At 62.7% G+C, this 14541-nt stretch carries 17 protein-coding genes and 1 riboswitch; of the genes, 2 read left to right on the forward strand and 15 right to left on the reverse strand.

All coding sequences use genetic code 11. The features are described 5' to 3' along the window. Positions 1 to 22 precede the first annotated feature (22 nt). From ACEN8E_RS21255 to cobO, 13 genes are read right to left on the reverse strand one after another with little or no spacing between them, the layout of a single operon-like run. A complete protein-coding gene (locus ACEN8E_RS21255) occupies positions 23 to 145 on the reverse strand; it encodes a hypothetical protein (protein WP_269058862.1) in 123 nt (40 codons plus the stop codon). Next, entirely contained in the window at positions 142 to 1350 is a 1209-nt protein-coding gene (locus tag ACEN8E_RS21260; protein WP_495589734.1) for an MFS transporter, read from the reverse strand. The genes ACEN8E_RS21255 and ACEN8E_RS21260 overlap by 4 nt, the downstream gene beginning before the upstream one ends. 52 nt (positions 1351 to 1402) lie before the next feature. Next, the gene (locus tag ACEN8E_RS21265; protein WP_495589735.1) at positions 1403 to 1807 is read right to left on the reverse strand and encodes a MarR family winged helix-turn-helix transcriptional regulator; all 405 of its coding nucleotides are present in this window, start codon (positions 1805 to 1807) and stop codon (positions 1403 to 1405) included. A 56-nt stretch (positions 1808 to 1863) separates the two neighbouring features. After that, on the reverse strand, positions 1864 to 2595 hold the full coding sequence (locus ACEN8E_RS21270; RefSeq protein ID WP_495589736.1) for an adenosylcobinamide-GDP ribazoletransferase: 732 nt from the start codon (positions 2593 to 2595) through the stop codon (positions 1864 to 1866). 2 nt (positions 2596 to 2597) lie between these two features. Continuing rightward, positions 2598 to 3173, reverse strand: coding sequence for an alpha-ribazole phosphatase family protein (gene cobC / locus ACEN8E_RS21275; RefSeq protein WP_495589737.1), 576 nt, complete (start codon positions 3171 to 3173; stop codon positions 2598 to 2600). After that, entirely contained in the window at positions 3170 to 4225 is a 1056-nt protein-coding gene (cobT, locus tag ACEN8E_RS21280; protein ID WP_495589738.1) for a nicotinate-nucleotide--dimethylbenzimidazole phosphoribosyltransferase, read from the reverse strand. The genes cobC and cobT overlap by 4 nt, the downstream gene beginning before the upstream one ends. Continuing rightward, positions 4222 to 4743: a bifunctional adenosylcobinamide kinase/adenosylcobinamide-phosphate guanylyltransferase gene (cobU, locus tag ACEN8E_RS21285; protein ID WP_495589739.1), complete on the reverse strand. Its 522-nt coding sequence runs from the start codon at positions 4741 to 4743 to the stop codon at positions 4222 to 4224. Before cobU ends, cobT begins: the two co-directional genes overlap by 4 nt. A gap of 42 nt (positions 4744 to 4785) precedes the next feature. Next, complete coding sequence (locus ACEN8E_RS21290; RefSeq protein ID WP_495589740.1) at positions 4786 to 6237, reverse strand: cobyric acid synthase; 1452 nt, start codon at positions 6235 to 6237, stop codon at positions 4786 to 4788. After that, positions 6234 to 7226 (reverse strand): threonine-phosphate decarboxylase CobD, encoded by a 993-nt coding sequence (gene cobD, locus ACEN8E_RS21295; RefSeq protein WP_495589741.1) that lies wholly within the window; start codon positions 7224 to 7226, stop codon positions 6234 to 6236. Before cobD ends, ACEN8E_RS21290 begins: the two co-directional genes overlap by 4 nt. Next, positions 7219 to 8127, reverse strand: a complete 909-nt coding sequence (gene cbiB / locus ACEN8E_RS21300; protein WP_495589742.1) for an adenosylcobinamide-phosphate synthase CbiB — start codon at positions 8125 to 8127, stop codon at positions 7219 to 7221. Before cbiB ends, cobD begins: the two co-directional genes overlap by 8 nt. Then, the gene (gene bluB / locus ACEN8E_RS21305; protein WP_495589743.1) at positions 8124 to 8774 is read right to left on the reverse strand and encodes a 5,6-dimethylbenzimidazole synthase; all 651 of its coding nucleotides are present in this window, start codon (positions 8772 to 8774) and stop codon (positions 8124 to 8126) included. The genes cbiB and bluB overlap by 4 nt, the downstream gene beginning before the upstream one ends. After that, entirely contained in the window at positions 8771 to 10171 is a 1401-nt protein-coding gene (locus tag ACEN8E_RS21310; protein ID WP_495589744.1) for a cobyrinic acid a,c-diamide synthase CobB, read from the reverse strand. Before ACEN8E_RS21310 ends, bluB begins: the two co-directional genes overlap by 4 nt. Continuing rightward, positions 10168 to 10779, reverse strand: a complete 612-nt coding sequence (cobO, locus tag ACEN8E_RS21315; protein ID WP_495589745.1) for a cob(I)yrinic acid a,c-diamide adenosyltransferase — start codon at positions 10777 to 10779, stop codon at positions 10168 to 10170. Before cobO ends, ACEN8E_RS21310 begins: the two co-directional genes overlap by 4 nt. Before the next feature lie 81 nt (positions 10780 to 10860). Beyond that, positions 10861 to 11094, reverse strand: a riboswitch (cobalamin riboswitch). Between the two features lie 153 nt (positions 11095 to 11247). Between cobO and ACEN8E_RS21320 the strand changes: the two genes are divergently transcribed. Next, positions 11248 to 11832, forward strand: a complete 585-nt coding sequence (locus tag ACEN8E_RS21320) for a hypothetical protein (RefSeq protein ID WP_495589746.1) — start codon at positions 11248 to 11250, stop codon at positions 11830 to 11832. 66 nt (positions 11833 to 11898) lie between these two features. Then, positions 11899 to 13212, forward strand: a complete 1314-nt coding sequence (locus ACEN8E_RS21325) for a PQQ-dependent sugar dehydrogenase (RefSeq protein WP_495589747.1) — start codon at positions 11899 to 11901, stop codon at positions 13210 to 13212. 108 nt (positions 13213 to 13320) lie between these two features. Here the strand turns inward: ACEN8E_RS21325 and ACEN8E_RS21330 are convergent, their stop codons facing one another. Together ACEN8E_RS21330 and ACEN8E_RS21335 are read right to left on the reverse strand one after the other, a co-directional pair. Further along, the gene (locus ACEN8E_RS21330) at positions 13321 to 13974 is read right to left on the reverse strand and encodes an O-methyltransferase (RefSeq protein ID WP_495589748.1); all 654 of its coding nucleotides are present in this window, start codon (positions 13972 to 13974) and stop codon (positions 13321 to 13323) included. Positions 13975 to 13992: 18 nt separating this feature from the next. Next, entirely contained in the window at positions 13993 to 14526 is a 534-nt protein-coding gene (locus ACEN8E_RS21335) for a C40 family peptidase (protein WP_495589749.1), read from the reverse strand. Between the last annotated feature and the right edge of the window lie 15 nt (positions 14527 to 14541).

Here is a 14541-nt window from a genome sequence, read left to right on the forward strand (position 1 = left end):
CGTTACTCGCCCCGCCATCCCGCTAGCAAGTCCCCATGCCCAACTGCAAAAGCGCCAGCCCGCCCTGATGCCAGCCCCACCACACTACGGCGAGCAGCAACGCGCAGACGGCAAGTATCGTGATCCGTGGCCAAAGGCTGTTCATGTCGCACTCATTTGTGTTTGCAGACGCGCCACCGGCCGTTCACGCACCGGCCAGTTCAGGGCGGCGGCCAACAGGCTCAAGAGAATCGCGACCTGCCAGATCAGGTCATAGTTGCCGGTACGGTCGTACACCACGCCACCCAGCCAGCCGCCCAGGAACGAACCGAGCTGATGAAACAGGAAAACGATCCCACCCAGCATGGACAGGTTTCGCACACCGAACAAGGTCGCCACCGTACCGTTGGTCAACGGCACCGTCGACAGCCACAGGAAGCCCATGGCCATGCCGAACAGGTAGGCCGAGGTGGTGGTCACCGGCGCCCACAGGAACAACGCAATGACCACCGCCCGCAGCACGTACAAACCAGTGAGCAAACGCGGCTTGGACATTCGCCCGCCAAGCCATCCAGCGGTGTAGGTGCCGAAAATGTTGAACAAGCCGATCAGCGCCAGCACCGTGGTGCCGACCGTCGCCGGAAGATGCTGATCCACCAGATAGGCCGGCAAGTGCACACCGATGAACACCACCTGGAATCCGCACACGAAAAAGCCGAACGCCAGCAGCCAGAATCCGGAGTGAGAGCAGGCTTCGCGCAGCGCTTCGCCAAGGGTCTGTTCGTGACCCAGGACTGGCAGCGGCTTGTCCTTGAGCATGCTCACCAGCGGCACGATCAGCGCCACCAGCAAGCCCAGCGCCAGCAGCGCTGCGGACCAGCCAAGCCAGCCGATCAAACCGAGTGTGCCGGGCAACATCGCGAACTGGCCGAACGAACCGGCAGCACTGGCGATGCCCATGCCCATGCTGCGTTTTTCCGGCGGCACTGCACGACCGACCACCCCCAGGATCACCGAGAACGACGTACCGGACAGCCCGATGCCGATCAGCAGGCCGGCGCTCAGCGACAAGGTCATCGCCGAATCGGAGAGCCCCATGCAAATCAGCCCCACCGCGTACAGGACGCCACCGATCAGCACCACTTTTGCCGCGCCGAAGCGGTCGGCCAACGCACCGGTGAATGGCTGAGCAAGGCCCCAGATCAGGTTCTGCAAGGCGATGGCGAAGGCAAAGACTTCACGGCCCCAGCCGAACTCGGCGCTCATCGGCGCCAGAAACAGCCCGAAGCCATGTCGAACGCCCAGAGACAACGCAAGGATCAGCGCACTCCCCAACAGAACCCAGCCGCAAGTACGCCACATCGATGTCATTGTTATTCTCCAGTAGCGGGTATATACCCGCTTAAGATCGGAAAAACCGGCTTCATGCCAGTTCGTCCAGCAGCTTCAATAAGGTTTCGCGCTTCTCGGCACCCAGGCGATCGATCAAACGCTGCTGTGCGGCTTCCCAGGCCGGCAAGGCAGCCTTGAGACGCGCTGCCCCGGCCTCGGTCAGCAGGACGATGCGATTGCGCATGTCCTCGCCCTCGACCAGCGTCACCAGGCCGTCACCCTCCAGCACCCGCAAATTGCGCCCCAAGGTGCTGCGATCCAGCCCCATGGCCTCGGCCAGGGCCGAGATGCTCGGCTGATCCAGACGCTGCAGATTGCACAGCAAAGAATACTGCGCAACGTTGATCCCGAAGCCGTCGAGAGCGCCGTCGTAATGCCTGCTGACGCCACGGGCGGCGCGACGCAGGTTGATGCATAAACATTGGGAATCGAGCATGGTGCGTGTATATACCCGCGAGTCGTTTAAATCAAGTTACAGAACCGCAGTAACAGTCAGGACAGCGCCAAGCCTACCAGCACTGCAACTTCCAGCAACTCCAGCATTGCCCCCGCCGTGTCCCCCGTCGTGCCGCCCAGGCGCCGCAGCATCACCTGCCGCAACCAGACAAACCCCAACACAGCCAACACCAGCGCCAGCACACCACTGAGGCCGGCGATCAACACACAGACCAGTGCGCTGGCCACCAGCACCTGCTTGCCCGCCGAACGCGGAAGATGATCGGCCAGCGCCTGCCCCAGACCACCGGCACGCACATACGGCGTGCTCAGGAACAGGCCGAGCAATGCGCTGCGCCCTATCAACGGCACGATGATCAAGGCGAGCGAATGCGCTTGCTCGGTCAACGCCAGCAGTGCGGTGAATTTAAGCAACAACACCAGCACCAGCGTCACCACGGCGATCGGCCCGCTGCGCGGGTCTTTCATGATGGTCAGCGTACGCTCACGATCGCCAAAACCGCCGAGCCAGGCATCGGCGCTGTCCGCCAGGCCATCCAGATGCAACCCGCCACTGAGCAAGACCCAAACGCTCAGCAGCAACGCCGCGTGCAGCAACGTCGGCGTGCCGAGCAACAGCCAGCTCACCGCCCACAGAATCGAGCCAAAGAGCAATCCCACGAGCGGATAAAACAGCAGCGACTGCCCCAGCTCCCGGGGTTCAGGCATGCCGGGAAGGCGAATCGGCAGGCTGCTGAGAAACTGCAAGGCAATCCAGAACGGCAGCATGGTCAGAGCACTTCCTTCAACAAGCCAGCGGACTCCAGCGTCAGCGAAAACACGGCGCCATGCCCGACCTCAACGTTAAGCAGTTGCTCTCGCGGCAGCCCGCGAGCCTGTGCCAGCAACAATCGCATCACTCCGCCGTGGCTGATCAGCAAAATGCGCTCATCGGGAAAGGTCGCATGCAAACGCTCCAGCGCTTTCAGCACCCGTGCCGAAAAGTCTGCAACCGGCTCACCCTGAGGCGGCGTGAACGAATAGGGATCAGCCCAGAACAAGCCCAGCGCCTGTGCGTCGGTTTCCATCAACGCCGCCGCGCTCTGCCCTTCCCAGGTGCCGAAATGCAACTCTTGCAGGTCGCTGTCCAGTTGCACCGGCACAGCCAGTTGCGCACCGAGCTCCTCGGCAAACCGCGCACAACGCTGCAACGGCGAACTGACCAGCCGGTCCCAAGGCCCTCGCCCGACCACGGCGGCGCGCATCTGCGCCCACCCCATGTTGGTCAACGCATCATCGATACTACCGCGCAGCCCGCCGCCGAGTTCGGTTTCACCGTGACGCAACAGATCCAGGCGCAAGGTCATGCCGGACGATCCGCCACGGCGGCCTCGGCGAAGGTCGCCATTTGCCCGTGCAGATCGCAAGCCAGACGCAGCAGCGGCACGGCCAATGCCGCACCACTGCCTTCGCCAAGCCGCAGGCCAAGATCGAGCAACGGTTGCGCATTCAGGGTTTCCAGCACATGACGATGGCCCGGCTCGGCGCCACGATGACCGAACAACAGCCACTGAAGGCATTCCGGGTTCAAGCGCACCGCAACCAGTGCCGCGACACTGCAGATGAAACCGTCCACCAACACCGCGACACCCTCCTGGGCACAAGCGAGATAGGCACCGACCAGAGCGGCGATCTCGAAACCGCCGAGGTTGAACAGGGTCTGCAAGGCATCGTCACGCTGTGCGCCATGCAATGCCAAGGCGCGCTCGATCACTTGGGCCTTGTGGCTGACACCTTCGGCGTTGAGCCCGGTACCTGGCCCGGTCAAATGCCCCACCGGGCAATCGAGCAAAGCACATGCCAGGGCGCTGGCGGCGGTGGTGTTACCGATGCCCATTTCGCCACCGATAAACAGCTGCGCAGCGCTGGCCATTGCCCGCTGCACGCTGTCACGGCCAGCTTGCAAGGCACGTTGCCCCTGCGCCTCGGTCATGGCCGGACCCTGTGCAAAATTCGCCGTGCCCGGGCCGATGTTCAGGTGGCGCACACCCGGCAGCTTCAGCGACGGCGTTACCGTGCCCAGGTCCACCACTTCAAGGGAAGCGCCCAGTTGCCGCGCCAGTACGCTGATAGCCGCACCGCCGTTGACGAAGTTGTGCAGCATCTGCCCGGTGACTTCCTGGGGAAACGCCGACACACCCTCGGCGACGACGCCATGGTCGCCGGCAAAAATCGCGATCCACACCTGCTCCATGCTCGGTTTGACCCGCCCCTGCAAACCCGCCAGTTGCACCGCCACTGACTCCAACTGGCCGAGGGAGCCGGCCGGCTTGGTCAGTTGCTGTTGCCGTGCCTGTGCCTGTTCGACCACTTGGGTATCGACCGGCTTGCTCGGGTTCAGCCACCAGGATTGAGTCATAACGCAGTTCCTTTAAGAGTCAGGGGCAGGCCGGCGACGGTCAGGACGACACGCTGACAGCGCTCAGCCAGAGCTTGATGCAGCCAACCGGCCTCATCGACATAACGGCGAGTCAATTCGCCCAGCGGCACGACACCCATTCCGGTCTCGTTGCTGACAAAAATGATTTCACCCGGCAGCGACGCCAGGCAGTCCAGCAAGGCATCACGCTCGGCCGCCAGGCGCTTGGCATCGTCGAGCATCAGCAGGTTGGTCAGCCACAGGGTCAGGCAATCCACCAGCAGGCAACTGTCGGTACGGGCGGATTCGCGCAGCACCCTGGCCAGTTCCACGGGTTCTTCGATCAATGCCCATTCGGCTGGACGACGGGCGCGGTGATGGGCCACCCGCTCGCTCATTTCGCCGTCCAGCGGCTGGCTGGTGGCGATGTAGGTCACGGCCAGAGCACTGTCGATGGCGAGTTTTTCAGCCAGGCGACTCTTGCCGGAGCGGGCGCCGCCGAGGATCAGTTGCAGCATGGTTGTTTCCTTGAAATCTTCGGTGAGGCCATGGCAGGCGCCTCAAATCCCGCAGAGCTGACGCAACAGCCCGGTATCCAGATGCTTCTCCACCAGATCCGCCAGCCGCTCGATATCGCGCTCGCGCAAGGCGTGGTAATCCACAGCCTGCACATCCTGCAACCCGGCCCAGCGCAACAGCGCACTGCACGCCTCTGGCGATTCGAACAACCCGTGCAGGTAGGTGCCGAAAATCTGCCCGTCTGCACTTCGCGCACCGTCACAGCGGCCGTCATCCAGTTGCACCGCGGCATTTTCCAGCGCCGGCCCGGTGGTCACGCCGGCATGAATTTCATAACCCGCTACCGGCGCATCCTCCAGCGCCAGGCGCCCACGGACATTGCGCAACTGCTTCTCTTGTTCGAGTCGAGTCTGCAACGCCAGCAGCCCCAGACCGGCACTGGAACCCGGCGCACCTTCGAGACCCAGAGGGTCGTGCACCTGCTCGCCGAGCATCTGCAGGCCGCCACAAATGCCCAGCAATTTTCCGCCGTAACGCAGGTGCCGGGCGATGGCGGTTTCCCAGCCACTGGCCCGCAGGTACGCGAGGTCGCTGCACACACTTTTCGAACCAGGAAGAATGATCAGGTCGGCGGGCGGAATCGCCTGGCCGGGGCCGATGAAATGCAGGTCCACTTGCGGATGCAGGCGCAGCGGATCGAAATCGGTGTGGTTGCTGATGCGCGGCAACACCGGCACCAGCACTTTCAGTACCTGGTCGGCTTTATCGGTCTGGCGTTGATCGATGCCGTCCTCGGCCTCCAGGTGCAGGTCCATCACGTAGGGCAGCACGCCGATCACCGGCTTGCCGGTGCGTTCTTCGAGCCAGTCGAGACCGGGTTGCAGCAACGCGATGTCGCCGCGAAACCGGTTGATGACGAAGCCTTTGACCCGCGCCTGTTCGCTCGGCGACAACAGTTCAAGGGTACCCACCAGATGGGCGAAAACCCCGCCGCGATTGATATCGGCGATCAGCACCACCGGGCAATCCACCGCTTCGGCAAAGCCCATGTTGGCGATGTCGCCAGCCCGCAGATTGATTTCCGCCGGCGAGCCCGCGCCCTCGACCATCACCAGTGGATACGCCGCGCTCAAGCGCTCGTGGGAGGCCAGTACCGCCTGCATCGCGATGGTTTTGTAGTCGTGATAGGCAACGGCGTTCATGGTCGTGACGGCGCGGCCATGGATGATCACCTGGGCACCGGTGTCACTGTTGGGCTTGAGCAGCACCGGGTTCATGTCGGTGTGCGGTTCAAGGTGCGCGGCCTGGGCCTGTACCGCCTGGGCGCGGCCGATCTCGCCACCGTCGGCGGTCACCGCACTGTTGAGTGCCATGTTCTGCGGCTTGAACGGCACCACCCTGGTGCCCTGGCGCGTGGCCCAACGGCACAGCGCGGTCACCAGCGTGCTTTTACCGGCATCCGAGGTGGTGCCCTGCACCATCAGCGTGGTCATTGGCTTTCCTTGGCGAAATCTTCGAAGGCCTGCGTCAGTCGCACCCAGGCGGCTTCGTCACCGGGCAAGCCGAATCGCAGGCTGCTGTTGTGCGTGAACAAGCGCAGGAGAATGCCGCGCCGGGCCATGAATTCATGCAGCCCTTCGGCGCGTTCGGTGATCAGCCACTGGAACAGCGCGCAACCGCCCTGAGGCTGGAGCCCGTGTTGCTCCAGCAACGACGCCAGGCGCTCGCTGGCGTCATCCGCGCGTACTCGTTGCCGCGTCTGCTCTTCGGTGTTGCGCAGGCAGGCCTGGCCCACCACCCGGGTCGCCCCGCTCACGGCCCACGGCCCCACCTGTTCAGCCAGCAACTTGAGCAACTTGCGTTCGGCCAGCACAAAGCCCAGGCGCACACCGGCCAGGCCGAAAAACTTGCCGAAGGAGCGCAAGACGATCAACCCGACTTGATGGGCAAACGGTGCCAGGCTCAGTTGCGGTGTGTTATCCATGAACGCTTCGTCCACCACCAGCCAGCCACCGCGTTGGGCCAGTCGCGCGTGCCAGTCGAGCAGGCGACCGGGCGTAAGGCTCAGGCCTGTGGGGTTATTCGGATTGACCACCACCAGCACGTCGAGGTTGTCGATAAAGAAGTCGACTTCCTGTTCCAGCACTTCCCGCACGATGTAGCCGTTGCGACGCCACGCCTCGGCGTGCTCGGCATAACACGGCGACAGCACGCCGACCTTGCCCGCCCGACGCAATCGCGGCAACAGTTGAATCGCCATTTGCGAGCCGGCCACCGGCAGCGCCTGCAGGGTGCCGTAGTAATCACAGGCGGCTTGCTCCAGCCCATCGTCAGCTTCCGGCAAACGGGCCCAGGCCCGCAGCGGAATATCCGGCACCGGGAACGGCCAGGGTGCAAGGCCCGTGGACAAGTCCAGCCAGTCGGCTTCATCGATGCCGTACTCGAGCGCTGCCTTGCGCAATCGTCCACCGTGCTCAAGCATAAAACTCAGCCCCCATGCAGAGAATCAGCAGCCATAACCATACCCCGCGCTGGACCAATTGCCAGCCCCGGTCAATGGAGTCGGCATCCGCCGGCACGCCTTCGCCCAGCTGAGGACGCTGATGCAGTTCGCCGTGATAAATCGCCGCCCCACCCAATTCGACACCCAGGGCACCCGCCCCTGCCGCCATCACCGGGCCGGCGTTCGGGCTGTCCCAGGTCGGGCCCTGGGTGCGCCAGCATTTCAACGCCAGCCGGGTCTTGCCCAGCAGCGCGTAAGTCAGTGCCACCAGACGTGCAGGAATGTAATTGAGCACGTCGTCGATCTTCGCCGCCGCCCAGCCGAACCGTTCGAAGCGCTCATTGCGATAGCCCCACATCGCATCCAGCGTATTGCTCAGGCGATAGAGCACCACGCCCGGAACCCCCGCCACGGCGAACCAGAACAACGCCGCGAACACTGCATCGCTGCCGTTTTCCAATACCGATTCGGTAGCGGCACGGGCTACTTCGGTTTCATCCAGATCACTGGTTTTACGGCTGACCAGATAGCTCACACGTTTGCGGGCTTCATCAAGATCACCACCGCGCAGGGCCTTGGCCACAGGCTCGACATGCTCGCCGAGGCTGCGCATGCCGAGGGCGCAATAGAGCGCGAGAATATCGACGATCCAACCGACATAAGGCGCCCAGGAGAATGCCGTGGCCAGCAGCGTCAGCGGCAACACGGCGATCACCCACGCGGTGACACCATGGCTGCGCCAGCCGCGACCGCCGCCATTGAAACGTTGCTCGATGCGCTCGGCAAATCGGCCGAACGCCACCAGCGGATGCCAGCGTTTGGGTTCACCCAGCAGCGCATCCAGCGCAACCGCGGCGACACTCAACAACGCCACACTCATTGACTCACTCCCCAATAATTTTCGTACAGCAATTCATGTAGCGGACGCGCCTGCGCCCAGCCTTCGATCACCAGCATTGGCGCCGGGTAGAACTCTTTGACCGGTCCCAGGCACAGCACGGCCAGTGGTTTGGCGCCTGACGGCAGCCGCAACAGGTCGGCCAGTGCCTGGGGTTCGAACAGCGACACCCAGCCCATGCCAAGCCCTTCGGCGCGTGACGCCAGCCACAGGTTCTGGATGGCACAGGACAGTGAAGCCATGTCCATTTCCGGCAAGGTGCGGCGGCCGAAGATATGCTGCTCGCGGTCGTCCATCAGTGCGGCAACCAGTACCTCGGCGCAATCGTTGATGCCTTCCACCTTGAGTTTCATGAACTCATCGCTGCGCTCGCCGAGGGCTTCGGCGGTGCGGATGCGTTCTTCTTCCACCAGGGCCTGGATTTGCCCGCGCAAGACTCGATCACTGATGCGGATAAAACGCCAGGGCTGCATGAGGCCGACACTGGGTGCCTGGTGTGCGGCCTCGAGCAGGCGCCGGAGCAATTCAGGCTCGACGGTGCCGCCGCTGAAGTGGCGCATGTCGCGGCGTTCGGCGATGGCGCGATAGACCGCTGCGCGCTCGGCTTCGGAAAATGCGTTATCCGTCATGGCCTCTTCGCGAGCAGGCTCGCTCCCACAGGTGATTGCGTTTCTTCAGGCATTGCATCACCCAATGTGGGAGCGAGCCTGCTCGCGAAGGCGCCCTCCCGGTCAGGCGCCAACAGCGCGGCAATCGCCGATGGATTGGACGGAAAATAGAAATGCACATAAGAGGCCGTCATCCGCCCCTCACGATAAACCGCTTCCGCCCCTCGCCCGCCGTTAGGGCTCAAGCCACGGGCAATCGGTGTCAATTCAGTGGTGGTCAGCGAATGATGATAGGTGTGCCCGCGCAGCGAACCTTCCGGCAGCTCCACCGCTTGCAACGCCAGTGCCGCCAGACGCTTTTGCATCACCGCATCACCGGCCAGCAAACCAACCAGTTCGGTGCGAGTACCCTCGACATCGGTCAGGGAATCGAGCAGATACAGCATGCCGCCACACTCGGCGAGCAACGGTTTGCCTGCCCGGTGGTGGGCGCGGATCGCCTCGAGCATCGCAGTGTTTTGCGCCAGCGCCACATGGTGCAGCTCCGGGTAACCACCCGGCAGATACAGACTGTCGGCCTCTGGCAACGCTCGGTCGCGGATCGGCGAGAAGAACGACAACTCGGCGCCCATCGCCCGCAGCAAGTCCAGGCTCGCGCCGTAGGTGAATGCAAAGGCTTCATCCCGGGCGACGGCAATGCGCACACCGGCCAACAATGGTTCGGCTGCGATGGCATCCGGTGCGGCGAACTCGACTGCCGGTGGCAGCGCGACCTCACAACTGCTAGCCAGGGCATCGGCGGCCGCATCGAGGCGCAGGTCGAGATCGTTCAACTCACTGGCCTGAACCAGCCCCAGGTGCCGGCTCGGCAGTTCGATCCCGGTTTCCCGGGACAGCGCGCCGTACCAGCGTAAGCCTTCAGTCAGGCTGCCTTCGAGCAGTTGTGCATGGCGCAGTGTGCCGACGCGGTTGGCCAGCACGCCGGCGAACGGCAAGTCCGGCTGATAACGCGCCAGCCCCAGGGCCAATGCGCCGAAGGTCTGGGCCATGGCGGTGCCATCGATCACACCCAGCACCGGCACACCAAAATGCCGCGCCAGATCGGCGCTCGACGGCGTACCGTCGAACAATCCCATGACGCCTTCGATCAGAATCAGATCGGCGTCGGCTGCGGCTTCCCACAGCAACCGGCGACTTTCCTGCTCGCCGACCATCCACATGTCCAGTTGATACACCGGCGCACCGCTGGCGCGCTCGAGGATCATCGGATCGAGAAAGTCAGGGCCGCACTTGAACACGCGAACCTTGCGCCCCTGATTGCGATGCAACCGTGCCAGCGCCGCGGTGACGGTGGTCTTGCCCTGGCCGGAAGCCGGCGCGGCAATCAGTACCGCCGGGCATTGACGGGGCTGGTTCACAGCTCGACGCCTTTCTGCGCTTTGATCCCGGCCTGGAAGGCATGTTTGATCACGCCCATTTCGGTGACGGTGTCAGCCATCTCGATCATTTCCGGTTTGGCGGCACGACCGGTGACCACCACATGCTGCATCGGTGGCCGGGCCTGCAAGTCGCTGAGCACCTGTTCGAGGTCGAGGTAGCCATGCTTGAGGGCGATGTTCAGCTCGTCCAGCACCACCAGACCGATAGACGGGTCGCGTAGCAGTTGCTGCGACACCGCCCAGGCGGCTTCGGCGGCAGCGATGTCGCGCTGACGGTCCTGGGTTTCCCAGGTAAAACCTTCGCCCATCACATGAAAACGCACCTGCTCGGGAAAGCGTCGGAAAAACAATTCTTCACCCGTGCTGTTGCGGCCCTTGATGAACTGCACCACGCCGCATTGCATGCCATGCCCCAAGGCGCGGGCGAGCATGCCAAAGGCCGAACTGCTCTTGCCTTTGCCGTTACCGGTCAGCACCAGCAACAGGCCGCACTCGTTCGGGGAATTGGCGATGCGCTCGTCGATCACGGCTTTTTTGCGCTGCATGCGCGCCAGGTGGCGTTCGTCACGATCGGGGGTATCAGTCATGGGGAGCTCTCCGTTGAGGCAGGATTAACGGCGGGCAGGCACAGCAATAGAAGGCAACAAGCCTGGCATCGCCCACCGTGATGCCGCTGGATGAATCAGGCCGGTCTCCGGGCTCATGAGTGGCCGCGGGGCCGGACTGTGCGCCTTCCCGCATCGAATCGACACAGTGGCATCACACACAGTTTTCACTCATTTACCGTTGCGGGGGCAGCGCCGGAATTGCAGGCCTTCGACGTACGGAAGGACTCGCTCACCGGCTTCCCTGTTTCACTCTGTCGACCCAAGTCACAGAGCACCTGAAACAAGCCGCGAAGGTTAGAGGGTTGGGGGTGGAGCGTCAATTAAAGCCGGGAGCCCACCTGCCGAATAACTGTCATCAATCAATAAACTGACGTCAATCTTGTGCCACGCTCGCAGCAGTGATATCAAAGAGCCACAACTTCACAACACAATAACAAGGGTGAACCCATGCAAGGCATGATCATCAGCAATCCAAAGCTGGAATTCCTGCGCCCGGTGCTCGAGCGCTGGTTCGAATGCATCGACCGCTATAACGCCGTCCGCGGCGATGGCGACACACCGTACTGGTACGACGAAAAAACCAACCTCGGACTGCTCTCTACCGCTGCCTGGATGGCCGAGATGGTCACGCTGCAACAGGCGCCCACCCGTAAGCAGACCGAAGAGGGCGACCGCAATGGCCGTGCCGACCTGTTCCTCGCCTCGCCCGAAATCCGCGCCTACATCCAGACCAGCCAGCGCTGGCCACGGGTCAACAGCCTCAACCTGACCCAGGCCTTGCTCGATATCGCCAGCGATGCGAAACGCGTGAGCCATGCCAGTGACCTGAAACTCGGCTGCCTGTTCGTCGCCCCGCAAAAAGCCCAGCAAGGCGCAACGCCGGAAGAACTCCAGGACATGCTCGACGACTTGCAAAAGGAACACAGCTGCGCGGTCGCCTGGTATTTCCCTTATGCCTACCGCAAGTTGCGCAACGAAGCCGGCAATTATCACCCCGGCATTGCGGTGCTGTTCAAGGAAGCACGCGGCTAAGGGTTGAACCATCGGACCGCAATTCTTCTCTATGAATAGAACAAGGCATTCATAGGGAAGACCAGCATGCGCACGTTCCCGCTCGTTCTCGTTATCGCGCTCTGCGCAGGGCTCGCCGCTTGTGGCGAGACCTCCCGCCTGCAAGTCTCCGATGGCACCGGTCCTTCGCCCCGACTGCCGGAACCGGACAAAACCCTGATCCCGACCGTGAACATCGCCCCGGCCATCGGCTGGCCACCGGGTGCGAAACCCGTCGCCGCCACGGGCACTCAAGTGGCCGCTTTTGCCGAAGACCTGGATCACCCGCGCTGGCTTTATGTGCTGCCCAATGGCGATGTGCTGGTGGCGGAAACCAACGCACCCGCCAAACCCGAGGACGGCAAAGGCATTCGCGGCTGGGTGATGAAGAAAGTCATGGGGCGTGCCGGAGCTCGTGTGCCCAGCCCGAACCGCATCACATTGCTGCGCGATAAGGATCACGATGGCATTGCGGAAACCCGCACGGTGTTTGCGCAAAACCTCAACTCCCCCTTCGGCATGACGCTGGTCGGCAATGATCTGTACGTGGCCGATACCGATCGCCTGCTGCGCTTTCACTATGAAAGTGGCGATACGCAGATCCAGTCACCGCCGATCAAGGTGATCGACCTGCCCGGCGGCCCGTTGAACCACCACTGGACCAAAAACGTCATCGCCAGCAAGGATGGCAGCAAGCTCTACGTCACCGTGGGCTCCAACAGCAACGTTGCGGAAAACGGCATGGACAAGGAACAAGGCCGTGCGGCGATCTGGGAAGTGGATCGCGCCACCGGCCAGCACCGGATCTTCGCCTCCGGTCTGCGCAATCCTAACGGCATGGCCTGGGAACCGCGCAGTGGCGCGTTGTGGACAGCGGTCAACGAACGGGATGAAATCGGCAGCGATCTGGTACCGGACTACATCACCTCGGTGAAGGACGGCGCGTTCTACGGCTGGCCGTTCAGTTACTACGGCCAGCATGTCGATATTCGCGTCGAGCCGCAAAACCCGGACCTGGTGGCCAGGGCTATCGCCCCGGACTATGCCGTCGGCCCGCACACGGCGTCACTGGGCCTGACGTTTGCGCAAGGCAACAAGTTGCCGGCGCAATTCAAGGAAGGCGCCTTCATCGGCCAGCACGGCTCCTGGAACCGCAAGCCGCACAGCGGCTACAAGGTGATTTTCGTGCCGTTCAGCGCCGGCAAGCCAACTGGAAATCCGGTTGAAGTACTCACCGGCTTCCTCAACGACAAGGAACAAGCCATGGGCCGGCCGGTTGGCGTGGTGATCGACCAGCAAGGTGATCTGTTGGTGGCCGACGATGTGGGGAACAAGGTGTGGCGGGTGTCGGCGATCAAATAACGCCAAATAACAGTGTGGGAGCGAGCCTGCTCGCGAATAGGCCAGCACATTCAATATCGATGTTGCCTGTCCTGCCGCATTCGCGAGCAGGCTCGCTCCCACAGGGGTTCAGCGTTTGCGGCAAAGGGTCAAACCATCACCCAGCGGCAACAACGACAGATCCACCCGCACATCATCCTTCAAGGCCCGGTTGAGTGCCTGGATCGCTCGGGTGTCCGCGCTCTCTGGATTGGCCTCAAGCACGCGCCCGCTCCACAGGGTGTTATCGAACACCGCCAGGCCACCAGCACGCAACAGACGTAACGCATGCTCCAGGTAGGCCGGATAGTTGGCCTTGTCGGCATCGATGAAAATCAGATCGAACTGGCCTGGCTGGTCCAGCTTGCCGAGGGTTTCCAGCGCAGGCGCCAGACGCAGGTCAATTCGTCCGGCGAGCCCGGCTTCCTGCCAGTAGCGCAGGGCCGTGGCGTTGTAGTCGCCGGGGATGTCACAGCAAATCAGCGAACCGTCAGTGGGCAATGCCGCCGCCATGCACAAGGCGCTGTAGCCGGTAAAGGTGCCAACTTCGAGCAAGCGCCTGGCCCCCGTCAGTTTCACCAGCAAGGCGAGAAACTGCCCTTGCTCCGGCGCCACCTGCCAGCGGGCCATGGGCAACGCCTGGGTTTCATCGCGCAAGCGCTTGAGCAGCGGGGTTTCCCGCAGGGAAACGTCGAGCAGGTACTGATACAGCGAATCGTCGAGATTGAGCGTGCGGGCAGTCATGACAACCAGCTCCGGAAGTTACGGATTGCGCGCCAGATGTTCAGGCTGCAGAACACGCTTGGCGCTCAGATAAGCCTTTTGCCAATACGTCTTGGACAAGCTGTCGAGCTTTACGGTGCCACCGGTTTGCGGCGCGTGGACGAAACGCCCTTCTCCCACGTAGATACCGGCATGACTGACCTGGGAACCGCCATTGGTGGCGAAGAAAATCAGGTCACCGGTTTGCAGGCCTTCCTTGCCCACACTCGCCGCTTGCATGGAGATCATTTCGCGAGTGGTGCGCGGCAAGGAAATGCCGGCGACATCGCGGTACACGTAAGCGATCAGGCCGCTGCAATCAAACCCGGAATCCGGTGTATTGCCACCCCAGCGATAAGGCGTGCCCACCAGACCGAGCGCGCGAAACAGCACGTCTTCCGCCTCGGGCGAAAAAGCTTGAGAGGAACCAAATACGATGGGGGTGCGAACCACCGGCGCTGGTGGTGTACGGCTGGCGCAGGCACTGAGCAGCGCTGCGAAAAACATGATTGCGAGGCGGGCCGACGTCGTCATAAGCAGAGCATCCTG

Source organism: Pseudomonas sp. Pseusp9, assembly GCF_059491265.1.